The following is a 22,323-nucleotide window of genomic DNA, read 5'->3' on the forward strand; positions in this document are numbered from 1 at the left end:
AAACCGCCCACACGGACAACAACGCCCGCATGCTGAATCAGACCAAACCGGATCCCGTTCGGTCGCCGCTGCTGGACCAGGCGCAGGCACAAGGCATCCGTCACGGCTATTTCACCCGCATCGGCGGCGTCTCCACGGGCATCTACCAGGGCCTCAACATCGGCACTGGGTCGGATGACGACCAGGCGCTGGTGGCGCAGAACCGGGCTCGCGTCGCCGCCTGGATGGGCGTGCCCGCAAGCCATCTGTTGACCGCCTGGCAGATCCATTCGCCCGACGTCGTCATCGCCAGGGAACCCTTCGCGGGCGAGCGGCCCAAGGCCGATGCCATCGTCACCGACAGGCCGGGCATCGCCATCGGCGCCTCGACAGCCGACTGCGGCCCGGTTCTGTTCGCGGATACCGGCGCGCGCATCATCGGCGCGGCGCATGCCGGCTGGAAAGGCGCTTTCACGGGCGTGCTCGAAAACACCATTGCCGCCATGGAAAGCCTCGGCGCCCGTCGCGAAAACATCGTCGCTGTGCTCGGGCCTTCGATCGGCCCCGACAATTACGAAGTGGGGCCGGAATTCGTCGCCCGCTTCGTCGGTGCCGACAGTGAGAATGCGCGGTATTTCGTGCCTTCGGCACATGCCGGCCATTCGATGTTCGACCTCAACCGCTATACGATCGACCGGCTGGCCAGGGCCGGAGTGAGGGCCGATGGCCTTGGCCGCTGCACCTATGCCGAGGAAGATCTGTTTTTCTCCTACCGGCGCACCACGCACCGCAAGGAGCCCGATTATGGCCGGCAGGTTTCGGCAATCGTTTTGGAGGAGGTATAATGGTGCTGCATTTTGAACGATCGGAATTCGACGCGCGGCGCGACCGGCTGATGATCGAGATGGCCGAGAAGAAGCTCGACGCCATCCTGCTGTTCGCGCAGGAAAGCATGTACTGGCTGACCGGCTACGACACGTTCGGCTTCTGCTTCTTCCAGTGCCTGGTGGTGAAGGCCGACGGCTCCATGGTGCTTCTGACCCGCTCGGCCGATCTGCGCCAGGCGCGCCACACATCGATCATCGACAACATCGTGCTGTGGACCGACCGCGACGGCGCCAATCCGGCGGTCGACCTGCGCAACCTGCTCAACGAACTCGACCTGCTCGGCGCCCGCATCGGCGTCGAATACGACACCCACGGCCTGACCGCCTTTAATGGCCGCCGCCTGGACGAGCAGTTGCAGACCTTCGGCCAGATCGCCGATGCTTCCGGCATCGTCGGCCGGCTGCGCCTGTTCAAGAGCCCTGCCGAGGTCGCCAAGGCGGAAAAGGCCGCCAATCTTTCCGACGACGCGCTGGACGCGGCGCTGCCGCTGATCAAGCAGGGCGGCGACGAGGCGCTGATCCTCGCCGCCATGCAGGGCGCGATCTTCGCCGGTGGCGGCGACTACCCGGCCAACGAGTTCATCATCGGCTCCGGCGTCGATGCGCTGCTGTGCCGCTACAAGGCCGGCCGCCGCAAGCTCACCAAGAACGACCAGCTGACGCTCGAATGGGCCGGCGTCTTCCATCATTACCATGCGCCGATGATGCGCACGGTGCTGACCGGCAAGGTCTCCAAGCGCCATCAGGAGCTGTTCGACGCGGCGCGTGCAGCGCTTCTGGCCGTCGAAAAGGCGATGACGCCCGCAAACACCTTCGGCGACGTGTTCGACGCCCACGCCCGCACAATGGAAGCGCACGGCCTGACCAAGCACCGGCTGAACGCCTGCGGCTATTCGGTCGGCGCCCGCTTCACGCCGTCCTGGATGGACATGCCGATGTTCTACCAGGGTAATCCCGAGCCGATCGCGCCGAACATGACGCTGTTTGCCCACATGATCATCATGGATTCCGAGACCGAGACGGCGATGACGCTTGGCCGCACCTACCTGACCACCGAATCCCAGCCGAAGCCGCTGTCCCGCCATGATCTCGACTTGATCGTGCAGTGAATCCACAATGGGAGACGTTCTTCGCCAAGGAGTTAGAAGGCAAATGAGACGATCGCATGTGACGACCGTGTCATTGCTTGTGGCATTGGCTTTGACCGCCTGCACCAACGCAAAGGACGTCCTCGAACCTTCCGCCATCACCCCGCCGGCGGCTTCGGCACAGCCCGCACCCGCCACGCAAGGCAGCGCTGCGGGCACCGTTCCAGCCCCGGCGCCGGCCGCGACGGCCACCACGACGGCGGGCGCACCCGCCGCCGCGCCCGTCACCTCCGCCCAGGCCGCCGCCATCCTGTCGAAGACCCGGCTGCAGATCGCGCCGATCGTCGGCGCTTCGGTGGAAGCCGCCACGCCGCTGACGGCGGAACTGCAGACACGCGCCAAGCAGCGCGGCATCACGCTGGCCGGCAGCCAGGACCAGACCGCTACCCACGTGCTCAAGGGCTACTTCTCGGCGATGACGGAGGGCAAGGACACCACCGTCATCTATGTCTGGGACGTCTACGACCCCTCCGGTAACCGGCTGCACCGCATCAACGGCCAGATGAAGGCGCCTTCGACCAATTCCGGCGGCAGCGCGGGCGCCGACAGCTGGAAGTCGGTCTCGCCGGCCACCATGCAGGCGATCGCCGACCAGACCATCGATCAGTTCGCGGCCTTTCTTAGCGGCAAGGCGAGTTGAGGTGTTGCCAGTCGGTGATGCCGAACAGTTTTCCTGGGCTTAGCCGGCGGATTCACGATCTCGGCGCTTGCAATACCGGCGCGGGCCGCTAAAAGCCCGGTTAAAAGGCGCAGGAGAGTCCGCCGGACCTCTCCGTCCTCCACCAGGAACGGTGCATGAAACTCTTCGCGGGCAATTCCAACAGGGTGCTGGCCGAAGCGGTCGCCCGCTATCTCAACATCCCGCTGGGCAAGGCCAGTGTCAGGCGCTTCGCCGACCAGGAAATCTTCGTCGAAATCCAGGAAAATGTGCGCGGCGAGGATGTCTTCATCCTGCAGTCGACTTCCTTTCCGACCAACGATCACCTGATGGAATTGCTCATCATGATCGACGCCTTCATGCGCTCGTCGGCCAAGCGCATCACGGCGGTTATCCCCTATTTCGGCTACGCAAGGCAGGATCGCCGCGCTTCCGGGCGCACGCCGATCTCGGCCAAGCTGGTCGCCAACATGATCACCCGCGCCGGCGTGGACCGGGTTTTGACGCTGGATCTCCATGCCGGCCAGATCCAGGGCTTCTTCGACATCCCGACCGACAATCTGTTCTCGGTGCCGGTGATGGCCCGCGACGTCAAGGCTAAGTACAAGCAGCTCGGCAATGTCGTGGTGGTGTCGCCCGATATTGGCGGCGTGGTGCGTGCCCGCGCTCTGGCCAAGCGCTTCGACGCGCAACTCGCCATCGTCGACAAGCGCCGTGAGCGTCCGGGCGAATCGGAAGTCATGAACATCATCGGCGCGGTCGCCGGCAAGGATTGCCTTTTGATCGACGACATCGTCGATTCCGGCGGCACGCTGTGCAACGCCGCCGACGCGCTGCTGGCCAACGGCGCCACCAGCGTCACCGCCTACATCACCCACGGCGTGCTGTCGGGCGGCGCGGTCGCCCGCATCAGCGCCTCGAAGCTGCAGGAACTGGTGATCACCGATTCCATCCAGCCGACGCAGGGCGTGCTCGACGCGCCCAACATCCGCGTCATCTCGATCGCCGACCTGATGGGCGAAGCCATTTCGCGCACGGCGACCGAGGAATCGGTGTCGAGCCTGTTCGACTGAAAAGCCGGTTACCCCTGCGGCAAGGCCGAGGGTGCCGGGGCTTCTAACCGGGCCGGGGCTCGGCGCATGCCTTCGCCGGCATCACGCGCCCCGCGCATATAGCCGCGCGGCGAGGAACCCAGCATGCGCTTGAACATGGTGATGAAGGCCGGCACGCTGTCATAACCGAGATCGAGCGCCACCCGGGTGATCGGCTCGCCGTCGGCGAGCCTCGGCAGTGCCGCGAACAGGCAGGCCTGCTGGCGCCAGGTCGACAGCGACAGGCCGGTCTGGCGCTGGAAGGCGCGCGTGAAGGAACGCCTGCTCATGCCGACGGTATCGGCCCATTCGTCGATCGTTGCGTGCGGTGAGGGTGCTGCGACGAAACGCCGGCAGAGCGCCGCCAGTTTGGGATCCGACGGAAATGGCAGGCCGAGCGGCCGCTCCGGCAATTGCGGGATCTCATGCAGGAGTAGGTTCATGATCAGGCCGCCGCGCCCTTCAAGTTCGCCGCCTTGCGGCAGCTTCTCGGATTCCACGATCAGGCTGTGCATCAGGTCGGTGATGCCGACGACGCGCATGCCTTCCGGCAGGCCCGGGATCGCCTGCGGCATGACATAGACGGAGCGCATCGAGACATCGCCCAGCATCTCGACGGAATGTTCGATGCCGGCCGGAATCCACATCGCATGGTCCGGCGGCACCATCCAGCGCCCATGCCGCGTCGTCACCAGCACGACGCCGACCAGCGCGTGCAGCAACTGGCTGCGGCTGTGGTGGTGGTGCGGCACGTGGTAGCCGTCCGGATATTCGGTCGGCAACACCACCGCCGGCCCGACCGCCTGCTCGAGCCACTGCCAACGCAACCCGTGCAATTGCTCGAGATCGGTGTGGCCGGCGCCGAAAATCTCCCTGGTTTTTGGCATTCGGTATGGCCCACTCGCGAAACTATTGGACCAAACCACGAAAGAAGTCGCTTGGCAACCGGACTATAAGGCTGCCTGCGGGAAGCCCCCGCCACGTCGCCCGCGGGAACACCCGCCAAAAAGACTACGGAGCCTATCTTGACCGATACGACAGCCAGCAGCGTCGCGACACAAGCGACCGCCAGTCACGCTTCAGCCCAGGCGACGGCCTTCACCGTCATCCTGGCGGTGAGCCTCTGCCACTCCATCAACGACATCATGCAGTCGCTGCTATCGGCCATCTATCCGCTTCTGAAAGACAATTACGGCCTCGACTTCTGGCAGATCGGCCTGTTGACCTTCACCTTCCAGGTGACGGCATCCCTGCTGCAGCCGATCATCGGCGCGGTCACCGACAAGCGGCCGATGCCCTATTCGCTGCCCTGGGGCATGGCGTCCTCGCTGATCGGCCTGGTCGTGCTGGCCTATGCCGGGCACTACTATCTGCTCCTGATCGGTGCCTCGCTGATCGGCATCGGTTCGGCGATCTTCCATCCGGAATCCTCGCGCATCGCCCGCTTCGCATCCGGTGGCCGGTTTGGCCTGGCGCAGTCGCTGTTCCAGGTCGGCGGCAATTTCGGCCAGTCCATGGGCCCCTTGCGGCCGCCTTCATCGTCGTGCCCTTCGGCCAGACCAGCATCGCCTGGTTCGCAGTCGGCTCGCTGATCGGCATCGTCATCCTGTGGCAGGTCGGCGGCTGGTACAGCCACCTGCGCGCCGCGCAGGGCAATCGCAAGACGGCAAGCTTCGTCTCGCCCTTCCCGCGCCGGAAGGTGATGTGGGCATTGGCGGTGCTGACCTTGCTGGTGCTGACCAAGAACGCCTACATCGCCAGCCTCGCCAGCTACTACACCTTCTATTCCATCCATAAGTTCGGCGTTTCGGTGCAGATGTCGCAGGTCATGCTGTTCCTCTTCCTCGGCTCTTCGGCGCTGGGCATCCTGCTCGGCGGTCCGTTCGGCGACCGCTATGGACAAAAAGCGATGATCTGGTTCTCGATCGTCGGCGTCCTGCCCTTCACGCTGGCGCTCCCCTACGCCAACATGGAATGGACGATGGTGCTGACCGTGCTGATCGGCCTGATCCTGTCGTCGGCCTTCTCCAACATCGTCGTCTTCGCGCAGGAACTGGTGCCGGGGCGTGTCGGCATGATCGCCGGCATCTTCTTCGGTTTCGCCTTCGGCGTCGGCGGTATCGCGGCCGCCGTGCTTGGCGTCGTCGCCGACATGAAGGGCATCGACTTCGTCTTCCAGATCTGCTCCTACCTGCCGTTCCTGGGGCTGCTGACAGTGTTCCTGCCCAACATGAAGGAAGCCCGGAAGGCGCAAGCAACCGTTTAAATCATTCAAGCTGCATCCCGGTAAAAGCACCCGCCTCACGGCGGGTGCCTTTTCCGTTCAGGTGGAAAGCATCTAGGCCTTGAAGAAAGCCAGCAGGTCGGCGTTGATGATTTCGGTGTGGGTCGTGGCCATGCCGTGCGGAAAGCCCTTGTAGACCTTGAGCTCGCCCTTCTTGAGCAGCTTGATGCTCAGCAGCGCCGAGTCGGCGAGGGGGACGATCTGGTCGTCGTCGCCATGCATGACCAGCACCGGCACGTCGATCGCCTTCAAATCCTCGGTGAAATCGGTTTCCGAAAAGGCCTTGATGCAGTCGTAATGCGCCTTGGTGCCGCCCATCATCCCCTGGCGGTACCAGTTGTCGACAACGCCCTGCGAAACCTCGGCGCCCGGACGGTTGAAACCGTAGAACGGGCCGGCGGGAACATCCACATAGAGCTGGGCACGGTTGGCGGCGACACCGGAACGGAAGCCGTCGAACACCTCGATGGGAAGGCCGCCGGGATTGGCTGGGGTCTTGAGCATGATCGGCGGCACCGCGCCGAGCAACGCTGCCTTGGCGACACGGCCGCCCGAGCCATACCGGGCAACATAGCGCGCCACCTCGCCGCCCCCGGTCGAATGGCCGACATGGATGGCATCCCTGAGGTCGAGATGCGCGACAAGTTCAGCCACATCGGCGGCATAGGTGTCCATCTCGTTGCCGATATCGGTCTGGGTCGAGCGGCCATGGCCGCGGCGGTCATGGGCGATGACACGGTAGCCCTGTGCGAGGAAGAATAGCATCTGAGCGTCCCAGTCGTCGCTGCTCAATGGCCAGCCGTGATGGAAGACGATGGGCTGACCGGTTCCCCAGTCCTTGTAATAGATTTGCGTGGCGTCCTTGGTGGTGATCGTGCCGCTGCCTGAGCCTGATTTGGTTTGCGAGGTCATCTCAATCTCCGTTCGATTAATGTCGCGATAAACAATATCGCGATATCAATCTCGCTAACGCAGCTTGATCTCCGTGTCCACAAAAATACATATCGCGATATCATTTTTCGTAGTACATATCCCGGGCGCTTAATCGGCAAAGGAATGTTGTCGTGCCTCTCCCGTTGGACAATCAGCTCTGCTTCACGCTCTACGCCACCAGCATGGCGATCAATCGCACCTACAAGCCGATGCTGGACGAGATGGGCATCACCTATCCGCAATATCTCGTGCTCAACGCTCTGGGCGAGGCCGACGGCATGTCTGTCGGCACGATCGCGCACAGGCTCGCTCTGGAATCGAGCACGGTCACGCCGCTGGTCAAGCGCATGGAACAGGCCGGCCTGTTGACCCGCCAGCGCAGCCAGACCGACGAGCGCCAGGTGCAGGTCGACCTGACATCAGCCGGCCGCAAGCTGCTCGTGCAGTGCAACTGCCTGAACGAGACCCTGGTTAAGCGCTCGGGCATGACGCTGGCCGAGCTCGACGCCCTGAACCGGCAGGTCCAGGCACTGCGCGATGCCTTGAGCGGCGACCGGTAAGCGACGGCCTTCCCACCGCTTGCACGCCTGCCCACCTTCCGCTATAGAGCCGCCACCCGCGTAGACACCCTTGGAGGCAACGCGGCGGAAGGCTGCCTTCCCCTTGTGATCCGAACAAAGATCCGCTCGCTGCGGTTTCCGGCATTCGGACATCGAGGTCTGGCGGCTTTCGACGTTTACGGCTTGGGCACATCGCCGACCGTAGGCGCTCCATAACACGCGAAAGGAAAAACCATGAGCCACGATACTTACGAGCTCAAGGCCGAAGCGCGCGAACAGGTCGGTAAGGGGTCCGCCCGTGCAGTTCGCCGCAATGGTAAAGTGCCTGCAGTAATTTACGGTGACAAGCAGCCTCCCCTGGCGATCGCTCTCACCTACAAGGACATCTTCTACAAGATCCATGGCGGCGGGTTCCTGACCACGGTCGCCACGATTGATGTCGATGGCAAGAAGATCCAGGTCCTGCCGAAGGACTTCCAGCTTGACCCTGTCAAGGACTTCCCGATGCACGTGGATTTCCTGCGCATTGGCAAGGACACGGAAGTCAACGTCGATGTTCCCGTGCACTTCATCAATGAAGACAAGTCGCCCGGCATCAAGCGTGGCGGCGTGCTCAACATCGTGCGTCACGAAGTCGAGTTCCACTGCCCGGCCAATGCGATCCCGGAATTCATCACCGTCGATCTCACCGGCGCCGACATCGGCGATTCGATCCACATCTCGGCGGTCAAGCTGCCGGCCGGCGTCAAGCCGGTCATCTCCGACCGCGACTTCACCATCGCGACCGTTGCCGGTTCGGCGGCCATGAAGCCGGAGACGGAAGAGACGGTCGAGGCTGAGGCTCCCGAAGCGGCTCCGGCCGCCGAAGAGAAGTAACTCTTTCACGCCCGGAGCGGACGATGCCAGGGAAGTCGGCGCTTGTCTTTGCAGGCCTCGGCAATCCGGGCGCGAAATATGCTCAAAACCGGCACAATGTCGGCTTCATGGCGGCGGACGCTATCGCTCGCCGCCATTCCTTTTCGCCCTGGTCGAAGAAGTTCCAGGGCCTGATTTCCGAAGGCACGCTCGGCGGCGAAAAGATCATCCTGATCAAGCCGCAGACCTTCATGAACCTGTCCGGCCAGTCGGTCGGCGAAGCGCTGCGCTTCTACAAGCTCGACCTTTCCGCCCTCACCGTCTTCTATGACGAGATCGATCTTGCCGAAGGCAAGCTGCGCATCAAGACCGGCGGCGGCGCCGGCGGCCACAACGGCATCCGCTCGATCGACGGCCATATCGGCAACGCTTATCGGCGCGTGCGCATCGGCGTCGGCCATCCCGGCGTCAAGGAAATGGTCCAGCATCATGTGCTCGGCGATTTCGCCAAGGCCGACCGCGAATGGCTCGACCCGCTGCTCGACGCGATCGCCGACAATGCGGCGATGATCGTCAAGGGCGACGAATCCGGCTTCATGAACAAGGCCGCCCTTGCCGTCCAGGGTAAGGCCGGCGCCGAACCGGAAAAGCCGGCCCAGAAGCAGGCTCCGAAACAGCAGAGCCATGTCCGCCAGGCCCGCCCCCAGCAGACACCCGCCAAACTGCCTGAGACCGGCCCGATGGCCGCCATGCTGAAAAAGCTGTTCGGCAACAAGGACTGAGGCGCAGGACCATCGACGTTACAGGGCTTGACGTTGATCACCCCTATCGCCCATAGCCCTCATCAAATTCGCTTTCCCGATAGGACCGGACAAAATGGGTTTCAAATGCGGCATCGTTGGCTTGCCCAACGTCGGCAAGTCGACGCTTTTCAACGCGCTGACGAGGACGGCCGCCGCGCAGGCCGCCAATTATCCCTTCTGCACCATCGAACCGAACACCGGCGAGGTGGCGGTACCCGATCCGCGCCTGCAGAAGATCGCCGAGGTCGCCAAGTCGAAGGAGATCATCCCGACCCGCATCTCCTTCGTCGACATTGCCGGCCTGGTGCGCGGCGCCTCGAAGGGCGAAGGATTGGGCAACCAGTTCCTCGCCAACATCCGCGAGGTCGACGCCATCGTGCACGTGCTGCGCTGCTTCGAGGATGACGACATCACCCATGTCGAGGGCCGCATCGACCCGGTCGCCGACGCCGAGACGGTCGAGACCGAACTGATGCTCGCCGACCTCGACAGCATCGAGCGCCGCATCGTCCAGATCCGCAAGCGCGCCGGCAGCAAGGACAAGGAAGCGACGACCGTATTGCCGATGATGGAGGCAGCACTTGAGCTGCTGCAGGCCGGCAAGCCGACCCGCATCCTGCTCAAGGGCATTTCGGCGGAGGACCTGCGCATCCTGCAGGGGCTCAACCTTCTGACCTCGCACCCCGTGCTTTATGTCTGCAACGTCGCCGAGGCCGATGCCGCGACCGGCAACGAGCACACCAGGGCCGTAGAAAAGATGGCCACCGCGCAGGGCGCCGGCACCGTCGTGATCTCGGCCGCGATCGAGGCCGAAGTCGCCCAGCTCTCGGACGAGGAAGAGATGGAGTTCCTGTCCTCGCTCGGCCTCGATGAGCCGGGGTTGAACAAGGTCATCCGCGCCGGCTACGATCTGTTGCATCTGATCACCTATTTCACCGCCGGTCCGAAAGAAACGCGCGCCTGGACCGTCCACAAGGGCGACAAGGCCCCGCAGGCCGCCGGCGTCATCCACACCGACTTCGAACGCGGCTTCATCCGCGCCCAGACCATCGCCTACAACGACTTCGTCACGCTGGGCGGCGAAGTGGCGGCCAAGGAAGCCGGAAAGGCACGCGACGAAGGCAAGGAATACGTCGTCCAGGACGGCGACGTCATGCTGTTCAAGTTCAACACGTGATGTGACGAAAATCACGTCCCCCATGGCGCCGTGAAGTCCAAATCTCTCGGGGCGGCCACAAGCCGGCCTCAGCTACCGCCGATCACGCTGCGGCCTCCAACCCACACAGCGGCAATATTGGCGCGCGCCGCATTGAGCACGATCTTCTGGAAGACATCGTCGGGCGTATCGGCGGCGGCGTTGAGGTGGATATTCGAGGCGCTCGCTTTCGTGTCGATCAGCAGCGCGTCGAATTCGTGTCCGACGCGAAAACTGCCCGTCGGCAGGTCGAGCGCTTCAGCACCTCCCGCAGTCGCCAGCCAGAACGCTTCCTGATGCGTGATCGGCTCGCCGGGCGCGCCGCGCTCCTCTGCCGGCAGACCGGCATGCACGCCGCTCTGCAGCGTCCTCGAGGCAGACAGCGCATGCCGGCAGCCATCGAACAGCGATGGGCTGTAGCCGCCTGAAATATCGGTACCGAGACCGACATGCATGTGCCGGTCGAGTGCCGCTCGCAGCGGAAACACCGCATTGGCGAAGTAGATATTGGAGAGCGGGCAATGAGCGACGCCAGCGCCCTTCTCCTTGATCAGATCCATGTCCTGTCCGTCTATGAAGTTCGAATGCGCCAGGATCGTGTGGCGGGTGAGCAGGCCAAAACCATCGAGGCTCGCCGCATCGGTGCGGCCGAAGCGATCTTCCACGAACTGTTTTGCCCAATCGCTTTCGGAGCAATGGGTCTGCACGTGGCAGCCGAACTCCTCGGCGAGCTCGCCCAGCCCCTGCAAAGCCGCATCCGTGCAGCTTGGGATGAAGCGTGGCGTTATCACCGGCTGGACCAGCGGCCTTTCGCCCGGATCCAATGACCTGACCGCTTCGATAAAGCGCCTGGTATCCGAAACGGCACTTGCCGCATTGGTATCGCGATAGAAGGGTGGGCACTGTTCGGCGTCGTCCATCACCACCTTGCCGACCAGGGCGCGCTGGCCCTTTTCGAGGCATGTCTCGGCGAGCGCCACGCTCGCCTCGACATGGACGGTGGCGAAATAGAGTGCCGTGGTGGTGCCGTTGGCGAGAAGATTGTCGACCAGATCGGCATAGACCTCGCGAGCAAAGTCCAAATCCGCATAGCGGGCCTCTAGCGGAAAGGTGTATTTCTGCAGCCAGACTTCGAGCGGCACGTCCAGCGCCTTGCCCATCTGCGGCCATTGCGGCGCATGGATGTGCAGGTCGATGAGTCCGGGCAGCAGGAACTGCCCCTCACCGAGTTCCACCAGCCTGCCAGCCTGACGGGCATCGCTCATCGTCGCCGCGTATTCCGGGTGGCCGGGCGCCAGGATCGCGGCTATGCGCCCTTGCGCACCAACGCAGAACAGATGCTCCTCCAGCACCTCCAGCCTGCCGCGCTCAGGCGTATGGAAGGCAGTGCCAAGCAGCGTGAACGGTTCTGCCGTCATATTGTCGCTCCGGTGCTGCTGGCGCGCCGGACTGCCGGCGCGTGGCCTAGAAGAAAACAGTTGGCAAACATTTCCACCGCTGTCCTTTGCCGCCGACTGATCCCATGATCGGCCGGGGATTTCCAGAGGGGACATCATGGAACGCGTTGCGCCAGAAATCACTTTGATCGCTCAGCCGGACGATCCGTTGCCGCTGGGCAAGGCCGCCCTGCTCGGCCTCCAGCACGTGCTGGCGATGGACGTCTATATCGTGCCGTTCATAATCGCTTCGGTGCTTGCCTTCAGCGTCGGCGACGCCGGCGCCTTCATCCAGTCGGCCTTCGTGGCGGCCGGCGTCGCAACCCTGATCCAGTCGCAGCTTCTGATGCGTCTGCCGGTCGTCCAGGGACCGTCCTTCGTCCCGATCGGCGCGGTGCTGGCGATTGCCTTCGGCGCCGGCGGCGGCATGGCAGGACTGTCCGCCGTGATCGGCGCGCTCATTCCGGGCGCCATACTGGTCATGCTGCTTGGCTCGCCGACAAAGCTCTTCCACCGTCTCGTCAACCGCTTCGTGCCGCCCATCGTTGGCGGCGCCATCATCATCGTCGTCGGGGTCGCGCTGATGCCGGTGGCGCTGAAGGAGAGCGTGTTCGCCGTCCACGGCGCCGCCACCGTCGGCGGCAACATCATCCTCGCCTTCATCGCCGCGGCAGTGCTTGTCGGCTGCATGCTGACCGGCATGGCGCTTGGCGCGAAAGGCGCCTGGCTGCGCCTGCTGTCCGTCATCATCGCGCTTGTCGCCGGCAGCGTGGCGGCCGCTTTCATGGGTCAGTTGGACATGACGGGTGTTTCCGCCGCGACCTGGTTTTCCATGCCGCGCATTGCATTCCTCAATCTCGACGTGACCTTCTCCTGGTCTGCGACGCTGACGATGCTGATCGTCTATATCGTCGTCCTCGCTGAAACCACCGGTACCTGGTTCGCGGTCGGCGCCGTCATCGATAGGCCGCTCTCGGACCAGCAACTCGACCGGGGCGCTACCGGCGAAGGCCTCGGCTGCCTCATCAGCGCGCTGCTGTGCAGCACACCGGTCACCGGCTATTCGTCCAATGCCGGCATCATCGCCATAACCGGCATCGCCAGCCGTGCCGCCTTCGCGGCGGCCGGCATCTTCCTGGTGCTGTTCGGGCTGATCGGCAAGCTCTCCGCGGTCATCGCCTCGATCCCGGGACCGGTGATCGGTGGCGTCTTCGGCGTGCTGTGCGTCGTCATCGCCATGAACGGTTTTCGCGTGGTGCGCGCCACGCCGCTGACCGAAAGGAACATGCTGGTCATCGGCCTGCCGATCCTGATGGCGCTGTTCGCCACACTGGCGCCGCCGGATTTCATCAAGACGTTGCCCGACATCGTTCAGTACATTTTAGGCTCATCCATCGCCTTCGGCGCCGTCTGGGCGATCGTCCTGCACCAGATCCTGCCGAACGCCCGCTAGACTATCGGGGGCGCGCGGCTGGCGCCGACCGCCGCCGTGCGCCCCGATCGCGCCGGCTGGCTCACCAGAAAGGGCTTGACCAAACCGCCCGCGGCCTGCATCCGGGTTTTCCGATCCAAAGGGATCGCGCATTCTACAACCGGATTTGCAGACCATGACCGGAAAGACATGGGCGTATGAGGACTTCGTCGAGGGAGCCTCGTTCGACCTCGGCACCAAACAGGTGAGCGCGGCCGAGATCATCGAGTTCGCCAGCGAGTTCGACGCCCAGCCGATGCACCTCGACGAGGAGGCCGGCAAGGCCAGCATTCTCGGTGGCCTCTCGGCTTCGGGTTGGCACACCTGCGCCATGTTCATGCGCATGCTGTGCGATGCCTTCTTGCTGGACTCCACCTGCCAGGGCGCGCCTGGCGTCGATCAGGTCAAATGGAAAAAGCCGGTGCTCGCCGGCGATACGCTGCGGGGCAACCTGGTGGTTCTGGCCAGGCGCCTGTCGAAGTCGAAGCCGCAACTCGGCTTCGTGACCATGCGCAGCGAACTGATCAACCAGCGCGGCGAAAGCGTCTTCGAGCTCGAGAATTCCGTCATGTTCCTGACGCGCGATGCCGCGGGGAATGCGTCATGACACTGGACGAATTCTTCCGCATCGGCACCACGGTGACGCTGGGCTCGCACACATTCGAACCCGAGGCGATCAAGGCGTTCGCCCGCAAATACGACCCGCAGATCTTCCATATCGACGAGGAGGCCGCGAGGAAGAGCGTGCTCGGCGGGCTCTGCGCCTCCGGCTGGCACACCGCGGCCACCTGGATGAAGCTGAATCTGGAGACCCGCCTGGACGCCGAAGGCTGGGACGGCCCGGTGCCCGAATTCGGCCCCTCCCCCGGCTTCAAGAACCTGAAATGGCTGAAGCCCGTCTATGCCGGGCAAACCATCACCTTCACCCGCACGGCGCTTTCCCACCGCCCCATAGCGTCCCGCCCCGGCTGGCGTTTGCTGGCGCTGCTCTGCGAGGCCTCCGATTCGACCGGCGGCAAGGTGCTGGAATTCGAAAGTGCGGTGCTAGTGAAGGTGGAGTAGCACAGGCGCTTCTCCCTTCTCCCCCTGTGGGAGAAGGGAAACCCGCACCCTCAATGGCCCTCGAAGCCGATCAGCGTCCGCACCGGCACGCCGAGCGCTTCAAGCTTCGCGCGCCCGCCCAGATCCGGCAGGTCAATGACGAAGCAGGCGGCGAGGATGTCGGCGCCGATCTGGCGCAGCAGCTTGACCGCCGCTTCCGCCGTGCCGCCGGTGGCGATCAGATCGTCGACCAGGATCACCTTCTCGCCGGGCGCGACGCCATCCTTGTGCATCTCCATCTCGTCCAGCCCGTATTCCAGGCTGTAGGCGACGCGCACGGTCTCGTAAGGCAGCTTGCCCTTCTTGCGGATCGGCACGAAGCCGGCCGAGAGCTGGTGGGCGACGGCGCCGCCAAGGATGAAGCCGCGCGCTTCGATGCCGGCGATCTTGTCGATCTTCTGCCCGGCATAGGGATGCACCAGCTCGTCGATGGCGCGGCGGAAAGCGCGCGCGTTGCCGAGCAGCGTGGTGATGTCGCGAAACAGGATGCCAGGCCTGGGATAGTCCGGAATGGTGCGGATCGACGCCAGCAGCGTGTCTTCGAGCGAGGATTTCATGAAGCGGCTCCGGATGATCCAGCTGACAGAAGCGAAACGGCGCGGGGCCGATCGTAACCCGGCGCGACCGACAACGGCTAGCGCGATGTGACGGTCGAGACAAGCACATCCGGCATGTGCGGTGACGGCCATGTGACACCGCACAGGTGTGGCGGTGTAATCCACCCCAAAAGCAGAAAGGGCGCCTCGCGGCGCCCCATGTCGTGCTCCGAACGGCCGCCTTAGTGCGCGACGGCTTCCCATACCTTGCGCTTGGTCATGTAGACCAGGGCGCCGAACAGAAGCAGGAACACCAGCACGCGGAAGCCCATCTTCTTGCGGTCTTCCATGTGCGGCTCGGCAGCCCATGTCAGGAAGGCAGCGACGTCGCGGGAATATTGGTCGATGGTCTGCGGCGAGCCGTCGTCATAGGTCACCTGACCGTCGGAGAGGGGCTTGGGCATCTTCAGCGACACGCCGGACATGAAGTACGGGTTGTAATGCGTGCCTTCCGGGATAACCATTCCGGCCGGCGGCGTCTGGTCGTAGCCGGTCAGCAGCGAATGGATATAGTCGGGACCGCCCGCGTCATACTGGGTGAAGATGTCGAAGACGAACTGCGGAAAGCCACGCTCGACGCCGCGCGCCTTGGCCAGCAGCGACATGTCGGGCGGCGCCGCGCCGCCATTGGAGGCAGCGGCGGCTTCCACGTTCGCGAATGGCGGCGGGAAATGGTCCGACGGCTTGCCCGGACGGTCGAACATGTCGCCGGCATCGTTGGGGCCGTCATGGATGGTGTATTCGGCTGACAGCGTCTTGATCTGCGCGTCGCTGTAGCCGAGGTCCGACAGCGTGCGGAACGCCACCAGGTTCATCGAATGGCAGGCCGAGCAGACTTCCTTGTAGACCTTCAGGCCGCGCTGCAGCTGCGCCTTGTCATAGGTGCCGAACGGGCCGGTGAAGCTCCAGCTCATTTCCTTCGGCTCGTTGATCGGGAAATGCGTCGGTGCCGCCGCGCTGTGCGCCTCTTCGGCCGCGAACGCCCAAGTGCCTGCTACCCCAGTGCCGGCGGCCACAAGGCCGATCAGCGCAAGCGAGGTGAGAATCTTTTTCATGCCAAATCCCCTTAGATTCTCTACCGCTCAGCCCTTGGTCTCAGGTGCTGCCATGGCGCCCGCCGGATGTCCGCTGCCGCCCTTATTCTTCTCCAGCACCGCCTCGGTGATCGAATTCGGCAGCCTGCGCGGCGTCTCGATCAGGCCGAGCACCGGCAGGATGACGAGGAAGAAGGCGAAGTAGAACAGCGTCGCAGCTTGAGCGTAACCAACGTAGTTGCCCACGACCTCACCGGTTAGGAGGCTCAACAGACCGCCGCCTTCCGCCGGCTGCGAGCCCAGCCAGCCCAGCAGGATGGCATTGGCCACGAACAGCCAGAAGAACAGCTTGTACCAGGGCCGGTAGACCGCCGAGCGCACCTTGGAGGTATCGAGCCACGGCACCAGGAACAGCATGACGATGGCGCCGAACATGCACAGCACGCCGCCGAGCTTGGAATTGATCGGCCCGATGTTGAAGGTGATGGCGCGCAGGATCGCGTAGAACGGCAGGAAGTACCATTCCGGAACGATATGGGCCGGGGTCTTCAACGGGTTGGCGACCGTGTAGTTGTCCGGATGGCCGAGATAGTTCGGCAGGTAGAAGACGAAATAGGCGAAGACGAACAGGAACACGATCATGCCGAACGCGTCCTTGATGGTCGCGTAGGGGGTGAAGGCGACTGTGTCGGTCTTCGACTTGACCTCGATGCCGGTCGGGTTCGACTGGCCGACGACATGCAGCGCCCAGACGTGCAACACGACGACGCCGGCAATCATGAACGGCAGCAGGTAATGCAGCGCGAAGAAGCGGTTGAGCGTCGGATTGTCGACGGCAAAGCCGCCGAGCAGGAGCTGCTGGATCCAGTCGCCGACCAGCGGAATGGCGCTGAAGAAGCCGGTGATGACGGTGGCGCCCCAGAAGCTCATCTGCCCCCATGGCAGCACATAGCCCATGAAGCCGGTCGCCATCATCAGGAGGTAGATGATGCAGCCCAGGATCCACAGAAGTTCGCGCGGCGCCTTGTAGGAACCGTAATAAAGACCGCGGAAGATGTGCAGGTAGACGGCGATGAAGAAGAACGAGGCGCCATTGGCGTGCATGTAGCGCAACAGCCATCCGGAATTCACGTCGCGCATGATCTTCTCGACCGAACCGAAGGCGAGATTGGTGTCGGCCGTATAGTGCATGGCCAGCACGATGCCGGTCAGGATCTGCGCCACCAGCATGATCGCCAGGATGCCGCCGAAGGTCCACATATAGTTCAGGTTGCGCGGCACCGGATAGGCGATGAAGCTGTCATAGACCATCCTGGGCAGCGGCATGCGGGCGTCGAACCAGCGTTCGATACCGGTCTTCGGCGTATAGGTCGAGTGTCCCTCGCTCATCGAAATATCCCCTGCCTCAACCGATAAGGAGTTTGGTGTCGGAAACGAACTTGAATACCGGAATCGCCATGTTCTCCGGCGCCGGGCCTTTGCGGATGCGGCCGGCAGTGTCGTATTGCGAGCCATGGCACGGGCAGAACCAGCCGCCGAAATCGCCTTCCTGGCCGAGCGGGATACAACCCAGATGGGTGCAGACCTGAACCATCACCATCCAGGCTTCCTTGCCGGGCGTGGTGCGGTTGGCGTCGGTCGCCGGCGCATCGGCCGGCAAATTGGCGTTGCGCGCGATCGGATCCTTGAGATCGGAGAGGCTGACGGCCTCGCCTTCCTTCATTTCCTTCTCGGTGCGGTTGCGCACCACGACGGGCTTGCCGCGCCACTTGACGATCAGCGAGCTGCCAGGCGTCAGCGAGGAGACATCGACCTCGACCGAAGCGAGCGCCAGCGTCGAGGCGTCGGGGCGCATCTGGTCGATGAACGGCCAGGCGAAGGCACCGGCGCCGACCACGGCGGCCATGCCGGTGGCGACGTAGAGAAAATCTCGACGGTTGGGATCGTGGATGTCGGTTGCGCTCACGGGTGCCTGATCCTTTCGCCTCTTCCGCGCCGGTGGTCGAGCCTTGTTCCCCGCTCAATCACGCCAACCCGACAGCGCATGGCGAACAGGCTAGCGAATTCCTCCGGCATTTGGACTTCGGTTTATGCGTGAAGCCCGTTTTTGTCCAGACGGGTGAAGGCACAAGGGCAGATTGTCGCGGGGACAAAATACCCGGTCGCCCGGCGGGACAGCCAGGCGCCGCGAAAGGCGGCTAAACAGCCGGGAAACAACCGCAAATCCGATGCCTTGCTTCGCCTCGACACGGAGCATCGGCGTGATCTATCCTTGGCCGCATGGCGCATGTCATCGATCGCGAGGAATGGGCTGTTCGCTCCAACCACTGGAAGGGCGAACTGCAATGTGGCGCCTACGGCTCCAACTCCTGCCTGATCTTCAACTACCTGCCCGACGTCGGCGGCGGCCCGCGGCTGCACGCCCATCCCTATGCCGAGATCTTCATCATCCGGGAGGGAACCGGCCTGTTCACCGTCGGCGACCAGGAAATCGAGGCCACCGCCGGTCAGATCGTCATCGTGCCGCCGCACACGCCGCACAAATTCACCAATCTCGGCCCGGGTCCGCTGGAAACGACCGACATCCACGAAAACGGCAGCTTCATAACCGAATGGCTGGAGTGATTCCTGCGTAGCCCTGGCGGCTTCCCGGTTGGCGCCTAGATCTACGGCATAGGCGCCAACCGGGAAGCCGCCAGGGCCAGGACATGCAAACCTCGACCATCGAAATCGAAGGGCTGAGCATTGCCATGCGCGAGGCAGGCCCTGCCGGAGCGCCGGCTTTCCTCCTGCTGCATGGATGGCCGCAAAGCTCCTACGCCTTCGAGCGGGTGATCGGCCGGCTGGCGGCCGACTACCGGGTCGTCGCCCCTGACCTGCCCTGCATCGGCGGCTCGCAAGGCCTGCCCGGGGCTGGCGACAAGAGAACCCTGGCGAGACTGATGCGAGGCGTCGCCGAGGTTTGCGGGCTGCGGCAACTCGTGGCCGCCGGCCATGATGTCGGCGGCCAGATCGTGTTTGCCCTGTTGAGAGACCATCCGGACATCCTTTCCGGCGCGGCGATCATGGATGTCGTCATTCCAGGCATTGCGCCGTGGGAGAAGGTCATTCGCGATCCGCGGATCTGGCACTTTGCGTTCCATGCTGTCCCGGCCTTGCCGGAAACGCTGGTCAGCGGCCATCAGAGCGCCTATTTCGACTTCTTCTTCAATGTGCTTTCGAAGGATGGAGCCTCGATCCCCGACGACGCCAGGGAAATCTACGCCAAGGCCTATTCCAGGCCGGAAAGCCTCCAGGCGGGCTTCGACTGGTATCGCGCCTTTCCCGAGGATGCCAAGGCCAATGCCGCGCGGCCCGCGAAGCCGATTGCGGTTCCGGTGCTGTATCTGAGGGGTGCGGCCGAGTCCGGCGACATCGGCGACTATGTCGATGGCCTGCGCACAGCCGGGCTCTCAAATGTCGAGGGCGACATCATAGCCGACAGCGGACATTTCGTTGCCGATGAAAATCCCGATGCGCTTGCCGCCCGCCTGGCGCGCTTCCACGGGGAAATCAGCGCGGCAAGCTCCAGCTCTACATGGCGCCAAGCCTGACCAGCACGGCTTTCGGGATATCGTATTCGTGGATCACGGCGTCATGCCTGCGAAAGCCGCACAGTTCGCGCTGGATGAAATAGCCATGCACCGCCGCGGCCGCCTCCTTGAGCAGACGGGGGCGCAACTCATCGTCGCCATTGTCGCGCAGCCGGGCCAGGGTTTCTTCCACGCGCTGTCCGGCGCGACCGAGTGCGGCCGCCTTCTCGGCGAGGATTTCATGGCCAAGCGCGTCGAAGGCTGCTTCGGCAGCCGAAGTGCCGGCAAGATGAGGTGGCGGACGCAAGGACATTTCAGTTTCCCTTCCCGAACACCATGCGGTGGGTAACGAATTCTTCGCCTTCCAGGCGCTGAAAGCCAAGCCGTTCATAAAAGCCGAAGGCCTCCGGCGGCGCGCGGGTGTTCAACACGGTGAAATATTGGCGAGCCCGATCGATCACGGTCTCGACCAGCATGCGGCCAAGGCCGTTGCGGCGATGGCGTGAGCTGACGAACAGGTGCCGGACCCGGCCCTGGTCCCTGCGCTCGAAATAAGGATCGATGTTCAGCCCGCAAACGCCGGCGAGTTCGGCGCCATGCCATGCTCCAAACAGCGCCTCGCCCCGCCTCAGGAACTTGTTGCGGCCGCTTGCCCAGCCATCGCCCAGGCGCACCAGCATCCAGTAACCCTCCAGCCGGCTCTCTTCCTTCAACGCGTCGAAGGCCGCCACGGTTGGTCGCAAACGCTTGAGCACGTAGCCGATCCCTGGGCCGATTTCTGGGCCGACCTCTGGGCCGATTTCCGGGCTGGCCTCTGGCGATCCACCCATGCGCCTACTCCGCCGGCCGCGTCTCTTCCAGCACGCTTTCCTCGTGATAGAGGAAGCCGCCGGATTGGCGCTTCCACAGCCGGGCATAGAGCCCGTCGAGCGCCACAAGTTCGTCATGCGTGCCTTGCTCGACGATGCGGCCGCCGTCCAGCACTACCAGCCGGTCGAGGGCCGCGATCGTCGACAGTCGGTGCGCGATGGCGATCACGGTCTTGTTCTCCATCAGCCGCGTCAGATTCTCCTGGATCGCCGCCTCGATGTCGGAATCGAGTGCCGACGTCGCCTCGTCGAGGATCAGGATCGGCGCATCCTTGAGGAAGACGCGGGCGATGGCCACGCGCTGGCGCTGGCCGCCCGACAGCTTGACGCCGCGTTCGCCGACAAAGGCCTCGTAGCCCTGGCGGTCCCTGTTGTCGCGCAAGGTCAGGATGAACTCGTGCGCCTCGGCCTTCCTGGCCGCCGCGATCACCTGCGCGTCGGTCGCATCGGGCATGCCGAGCTTGATGTTGTCGCGTAGCGAGCGGTGGAACAGGGCGGTGTCCTGGCTGACGACGCCGATATTGGCGCGCAACGAATTCTGCGTCACACCAGAGACGTCCTGGCCGTCGATGGTGATCCGGCCGCTTTCGAGATCGTAAAGGCGCAGGATCAGGTTGGCCAGCGTCGTCTTGCCGGCGCCCGATGGCCCGACCAGCCCGACCTTCTCGCCCGGCTTGACGACAAGGTGGATGCCGTTCAGCACGCCGAACCCCTTGCCGTAATGGAACTCGACATTCTTCACGTCGATGCGCCCGCCTGTCACGACCAGTTCCTGCGCGTACGATGCATCGGTCAGGCCGAGCGGCTGCGAGATCAGCGCCTTGGAGTTCTCCAGCACGCCGAGGTTTCGCAAGATGCCGTTCATCTGCATCATCACCCGGCCGAGCAGCATGTTGAGCCGCAGCACCAGCGACAGCGTAAAGGCGACGGCGCCGACGGTGATCGAACCCTCGACCCAGAGATAGACGGCAAAGCAGCCGATCGCCGTAATCATAACGCCCGAGAGCGTCGTCAGCGCCATGCGCACGCCGGTCAACCGGCGGGTGAAAGGCCGCAGCGCGTCGAGATAGATGTCGAAGCCGTTCCTGATGTAGCGGTCGTCGCCGTCGGCCGCGAACAGTTTCAGTGTTTGCACGTTGGAATAGGAATCGACGATGCGGCCATTGATCATCGAGCCCGCCTCGGCTGTCGCTTCGGCGTGCTTGCGGATCGCCGGCAGGTAGCGCCTGGCCAGAAAGCCGAAGGCGGTGATCCAGATCACCACCAATGCCGCCAGCCTGAGGTCCAGCCCTGCGACCAGGGCCAGCGTCGTCACCGTATAGACGATCATGAACCAGACGACCTCGATGAAGCTTTCCATCAGGTCGCCGGTCGCCTGCCCCGCCTGCCAGACTTTCGTCGCGATTCTGCCGGCGAAATCGTTCTGGAAGAAGGCGTAGGACTGGCGCGAGACGTGCCGGTGCGCCTGCCAGCGCACCAGATTGTAGAAGCCGGGCGTGATCGTCTGTTCGTCGACCAGCGCCGACAACCCGACGACCACGGTTCGGATGACCAGCACCACCGCGACCATGAACACAAGTTCGGGGCCGGCGGCGGTCCACAGCGCGTGCCAGCTCCGCTCGCCGGGCAATTGATCGAGAATATCGACCAGCCGCCCGACAAAATAGAACAGGCCGGCCTCGACCAGCGGCGCGATGCCGCCGATGACCAGCATGGCGAAGAAGGCGAACTTCGCCTGGCCGACATAGTGCCAGAGGAAGCCGGCGACGCTGGCCGGTGGCCGAAGATTCGCCGGCTCCCTGAACGGATAGACCCAGTTCTCGAACCAGCGGTAGACGGCTGTCATCATGC

23 protein-coding genes and 1 pseudogene are annotated in these 22,323 nt (G+C 63.8%); 14 read left to right on the forward strand and 10 right to left on the reverse strand.

Annotated features, from left to right (window positions below):
* Window positions 1-29: 29 nt before the first annotated feature.
* The 4 genes from pgeF (at window position 30) to FJW08_RS10110 (ending at window position 3,745) form a co-directional block, all read left to right on the forward strand.
* Complete coding sequence (pgeF, locus tag FJW08_RS10095) at window positions 30-824, forward strand: peptidoglycan editing factor PgeF (protein WP_140810383.1); 795 nt, start codon at window positions 30-32, stop codon at window positions 822-824.
* On the forward strand, window positions 824-1,975 hold the full coding sequence (locus tag FJW08_RS10100; protein ID WP_140810384.1) for a Xaa-Pro peptidase family protein: 1,152 nt from the start codon (window positions 824-826) through the stop codon (window positions 1,973-1,975). The genes pgeF and FJW08_RS10100 overlap by 1 nt, the downstream gene beginning before the upstream one ends.
* Before the next feature lie 43 nt (window positions 1,976-2,018).
* Window positions 2,019-2,654, forward strand: coding sequence for a hypothetical protein (locus FJW08_RS10105; protein ID WP_140810385.1), 636 nt, complete (start codon window positions 2,019-2,021; stop codon window positions 2,652-2,654).
* A gap of 155 nt (window positions 2,655-2,809) precedes the next feature.
* Entirely contained in the window at window positions 2,810-3,745 is a 936-nt protein-coding gene (locus FJW08_RS10110; RefSeq protein WP_140758465.1) for a ribose-phosphate pyrophosphokinase, read from the forward strand.
* Window positions 3,746-3,753: 8 nt separating this feature from the next.
* Here FJW08_RS10110 and FJW08_RS10115 read toward each other — a convergent pair whose 3' ends face one another.
* Window positions 3,754-4,650: a helix-turn-helix transcriptional regulator gene (locus tag FJW08_RS10115; protein WP_140810387.1), complete on the reverse strand. Its 897-nt coding sequence runs from the start codon at window positions 4,648-4,650 to the stop codon at window positions 3,754-3,756.
* 138 nt (window positions 4,651-4,788) lie between these two features.
* Between FJW08_RS10115 and FJW08_RS10120 the strand changes: the two are divergent.
* Window positions 4,789-6,029, forward strand: a pseudogene (locus tag FJW08_RS10120) (MFS transporter).
* Between the two features lie 72 nt (window positions 6,030-6,101).
* On the opposite strand, the gene FJW08_RS10125 reads toward FJW08_RS10120, so the two are convergent.
* On the reverse strand, window positions 6,102-6,959 hold the full coding sequence (locus FJW08_RS10125; protein WP_140810388.1) for an alpha/beta hydrolase: 858 nt from the start codon (window positions 6,957-6,959) through the stop codon (window positions 6,102-6,104).
* 152 nt (window positions 6,960-7,111) lie between these two features.
* Between FJW08_RS10125 and FJW08_RS10130 the strand changes: the two genes are divergently transcribed.
* The 4 genes from FJW08_RS10130 to ychF all read left to right on the forward strand — a co-directional run bounded on the left by FJW08_RS10130 (window position 7,112) and on the right by ychF (window position 10,375).
* Window positions 7,112-7,540: a MarR family transcriptional regulator gene (locus tag FJW08_RS10130; RefSeq protein ID WP_140810389.1), complete on the forward strand. Its 429-nt coding sequence runs from the start codon at window positions 7,112-7,114 to the stop codon at window positions 7,538-7,540.
* 234 nt (window positions 7,541-7,774) lie between these two features.
* Window positions 7,775-8,416 carry a 50S ribosomal protein L25/general stress protein Ctc gene (locus FJW08_RS10135; RefSeq protein WP_140810390.1) on the forward strand — a complete coding sequence of 214 codons (642 nt, stop codon included), beginning with the start codon at window positions 7,775-7,777 and terminating at the stop codon, window positions 8,414-8,416.
* Window positions 8,417-8,439: 23 nt separating this feature from the next.
* Window positions 8,440-9,177, forward strand: a complete 738-nt coding sequence (gene pth / locus FJW08_RS10140) for an aminoacyl-tRNA hydrolase (protein WP_140810391.1) — start codon at window positions 8,440-8,442, stop codon at window positions 9,175-9,177.
* Between the two features lie 94 nt (window positions 9,178-9,271).
* Window positions 9,272-10,375, forward strand: coding sequence for a redox-regulated ATPase YchF (gene ychF / locus FJW08_RS10145; RefSeq protein ID WP_140810392.1), 1,104 nt, complete (start codon window positions 9,272-9,274; stop codon window positions 10,373-10,375).
* Between the two features lie 68 nt (window positions 10,376-10,443).
* On the opposite strand, the gene guaD is transcribed toward ychF, so the two are convergent.
* On the reverse strand, window positions 10,444-11,811 hold the full coding sequence (gene guaD, locus FJW08_RS10150) for a guanine deaminase (protein WP_140810393.1): 1,368 nt from the start codon (window positions 11,809-11,811) through the stop codon (window positions 10,444-10,446).
* A gap of 136 nt (window positions 11,812-11,947) precedes the next feature.
* Between guaD and FJW08_RS10155 the strand changes: the two genes are divergently transcribed.
* From FJW08_RS10155 to FJW08_RS10165, 3 genes are all read left to right on the forward strand, one after another.
* The gene (locus tag FJW08_RS10155; protein WP_140758474.1) at window positions 11,948-13,282 is read left to right on the forward strand and encodes a solute carrier family 23 protein; all 1,335 of its coding nucleotides are present in this window, start codon (window positions 11,948-11,950) and stop codon (window positions 13,280-13,282) included.
* A 154-nt stretch (window positions 13,283-13,436) separates the two neighbouring features.
* Window positions 13,437-13,907, forward strand: coding sequence for a MaoC family dehydratase (locus FJW08_RS10160; RefSeq protein ID WP_140810395.1), 471 nt, complete (start codon window positions 13,437-13,439; stop codon window positions 13,905-13,907).
* Entirely contained in the window at window positions 13,904-14,362 is a 459-nt protein-coding gene (locus tag FJW08_RS10165) for a MaoC family dehydratase (protein WP_140810396.1), read from the forward strand. The genes FJW08_RS10160 and FJW08_RS10165 overlap by 4 nt, the downstream gene beginning before the upstream one ends.
* A gap of 50 nt (window positions 14,363-14,412) precedes the next feature.
* Here the strand turns inward: FJW08_RS10165 and FJW08_RS10170 are convergent, their stop codons facing one another.
* From FJW08_RS10170 to petA, 4 genes are all read right to left on the reverse strand, one after another.
* Window positions 14,413-14,958 carry an adenine phosphoribosyltransferase gene (locus FJW08_RS10170; protein WP_027143364.1) on the reverse strand — a complete coding sequence of 182 codons (546 nt, stop codon included), beginning with the start codon at window positions 14,956-14,958 and terminating at the stop codon, window positions 14,413-14,415.
* A 221-nt stretch (window positions 14,959-15,179) separates the two neighbouring features.
* A complete protein-coding gene (locus tag FJW08_RS10175) occupies window positions 15,180-16,052 on the reverse strand; it encodes a cytochrome c1 (protein WP_140810397.1) in 873 nt (290 codons plus the stop codon).
* A 27-nt stretch (window positions 16,053-16,079) separates the two neighbouring features.
* The gene (locus FJW08_RS10180; protein ID WP_140758478.1) at window positions 16,080-17,420 is read right to left on the reverse strand and encodes a cytochrome b N-terminal domain-containing protein; all 1,341 of its coding nucleotides are present in this window, start codon (window positions 17,418-17,420) and stop codon (window positions 16,080-16,082) included.
* Window positions 17,421-17,436: 16 nt separating this feature from the next.
* Window positions 17,437-17,997, reverse strand: a complete 561-nt coding sequence (petA, locus tag FJW08_RS10185; RefSeq protein WP_140758479.1) for a ubiquinol-cytochrome c reductase iron-sulfur subunit — start codon at window positions 17,995-17,997, stop codon at window positions 17,437-17,439.
* A 314-nt stretch (window positions 17,998-18,311) separates the two neighbouring features.
* On the opposite strand from petA, the gene FJW08_RS10190 reads away from it, so the two are divergent.
* Both FJW08_RS10190 and FJW08_RS10195 read left to right on the forward strand, forming a co-directional pair.
* Window positions 18,312-18,656 carry a cupin domain-containing protein gene (locus tag FJW08_RS10190; RefSeq protein WP_140810398.1) on the forward strand — a complete coding sequence of 115 codons (345 nt, stop codon included), beginning with the start codon at window positions 18,312-18,314 and terminating at the stop codon, window positions 18,654-18,656.
* Window positions 18,657-18,739: 83 nt separating this feature from the next.
* On the forward strand, window positions 18,740-19,624 hold the full coding sequence (locus FJW08_RS10195; RefSeq protein WP_140810399.1) for an alpha/beta hydrolase: 885 nt from the start codon (window positions 18,740-18,742) through the stop codon (window positions 19,622-19,624).
* Here FJW08_RS10195 and FJW08_RS10200 read toward each other — a convergent pair.
* The 3 genes from FJW08_RS10200 to FJW08_RS10210 are packed head-to-tail and all read right to left on the reverse strand — an operon-like array spanning window position 19,605 to window position 22,321.
* Window positions 19,605-19,916, reverse strand: a complete 312-nt coding sequence (locus FJW08_RS10200) for a DUF6665 family protein (protein ID WP_140810400.1) — start codon at window positions 19,914-19,916, stop codon at window positions 19,605-19,607. The genes FJW08_RS10195 and FJW08_RS10200 overlap by 20 nt on opposite strands.
* Before the next feature lies 1 nt (window position 19,917).
* Window positions 19,918-20,433: a GNAT family N-acetyltransferase gene (locus FJW08_RS10205; protein ID WP_246682293.1), complete on the reverse strand. Its 516-nt coding sequence runs from the start codon at window positions 20,431-20,433 to the stop codon at window positions 19,918-19,920.
* Between the two features lie 4 nt (window positions 20,434-20,437).
* Window positions 20,438-22,321, reverse strand: a complete 1,884-nt coding sequence (locus FJW08_RS10210) for an ABC transporter ATP-binding protein (RefSeq protein WP_140810402.1) — start codon at window positions 22,319-22,321, stop codon at window positions 20,438-20,440.
* Window positions 22,322-22,323 lie beyond the last annotated feature (2 nt).

The organism is Mesorhizobium sp. B3-2-1, assembly GCF_006439515.1.
Lineage (GTDB): Bacteria > Pseudomonadota > Alphaproteobacteria > Rhizobiales > Rhizobiaceae > Mesorhizobium.

What these genes read in the sequence shown, in the direction of transcription:
- FJW08_RS10210 (WP_140810402.1), bottom strand. Translation starts at nt 22,321, where the DNA reads ATGATGACAGCCGTCTACCGCTGGTTCGAGAACTGGGTCTATCCGTTC.
- FJW08_RS10110 (WP_140758465.1), top strand. Translation starts at nt 2,810, where the DNA reads ATGAAACTCTTCGCGGGCAATTCCAACAGGGTGCTGGCCGAAGCGGTC.
- FJW08_RS10180 (WP_140758478.1), bottom strand. Translation starts at nt 17,420, where the DNA reads ATGAGCGAGGGACACTCGACCTATACGCCGAAGACCGGTATCGAACGC.
- FJW08_RS10105 (WP_140810385.1), top strand. Translation starts at nt 2,019, where the DNA reads ATGAGACGATCGCATGTGACGACCGTGTCATTGCTTGTGGCATTGGCT.
- FJW08_RS10115 (WP_140810387.1), bottom strand. Translation starts at nt 4,650, where the DNA reads ATGCCAAAAACCAGGGAGATTTTCGGCGCCGGCCACACCGATCTCGAG.
- pgeF (WP_140810383.1), top strand. Translation starts at nt 30, where the DNA reads ATGCTGAATCAGACCAAACCGGATCCCGTTCGGTCGCCGCTGCTGGAC.
- guaD (WP_140810393.1), bottom strand. Translation starts at nt 11,811, where the DNA reads ATGACGGCAGAACCGTTCACGCTGCTTGGCACTGCCTTCCATACGCCT.
- FJW08_RS10165 (WP_140810396.1), top strand. Translation starts at nt 13,904, where the DNA reads ATGACACTGGACGAATTCTTCCGCATCGGCACCACGGTGACGCTGGGC.
- FJW08_RS10200 (WP_140810400.1), bottom strand. Translation starts at nt 19,916, where the DNA reads ATGTCCTTGCGTCCGCCACCTCATCTTGCCGGCACTTCGGCTGCCGAA.
- FJW08_RS10155 (WP_140758474.1), top strand. Translation starts at nt 11,948, where the DNA reads ATGGAACGCGTTGCGCCAGAAATCACTTTGATCGCTCAGCCGGACGAT.
- FJW08_RS10160 (WP_140810395.1), top strand. Translation starts at nt 13,437, where the DNA reads ATGACCGGAAAGACATGGGCGTATGAGGACTTCGTCGAGGGAGCCTCG.
- FJW08_RS10190 (WP_140810398.1), top strand. Translation starts at nt 18,312, where the DNA reads ATGGCGCATGTCATCGATCGCGAGGAATGGGCTGTTCGCTCCAACCAC.
- FJW08_RS10100 (WP_140810384.1), top strand. Translation starts at nt 824, where the DNA reads ATGGTGCTGCATTTTGAACGATCGGAATTCGACGCGCGGCGCGACCGG.
- FJW08_RS10135 (WP_140810390.1), top strand. Translation starts at nt 7,775, where the DNA reads ATGAGCCACGATACTTACGAGCTCAAGGCCGAAGCGCGCGAACAGGTC.
- FJW08_RS10195 (WP_140810399.1), top strand. Translation starts at nt 18,740, where the DNA reads ATGCAAACCTCGACCATCGAAATCGAAGGGCTGAGCATTGCCATGCGC.
- FJW08_RS10175 (WP_140810397.1), bottom strand. Translation starts at nt 16,052, where the DNA reads ATGAAAAAGATTCTCACCTCGCTTGCGCTGATCGGCCTTGTGGCCGCC.
- FJW08_RS10205 (WP_246682293.1), bottom strand. Translation starts at nt 20,433, where the DNA reads ATGGGTGGATCGCCAGAGGCCAGCCCGGAAATCGGCCCAGAGGTCGGC.
- FJW08_RS10170 (WP_027143364.1), bottom strand. Translation starts at nt 14,958, where the DNA reads ATGAAATCCTCGCTCGAAGACACGCTGCTGGCGTCGATCCGCACCATT.
- pth (WP_140810391.1), top strand. Translation starts at nt 8,440, where the DNA reads ATGCCAGGGAAGTCGGCGCTTGTCTTTGCAGGCCTCGGCAATCCGGGC.
- FJW08_RS10125 (WP_140810388.1), bottom strand. Translation starts at nt 6,959, where the DNA reads ATGACCTCGCAAACCAAATCAGGCTCAGGCAGCGGCACGATCACCACC.
- ychF (WP_140810392.1), top strand. Translation starts at nt 9,272, where the DNA reads ATGGGTTTCAAATGCGGCATCGTTGGCTTGCCCAACGTCGGCAAGTCG.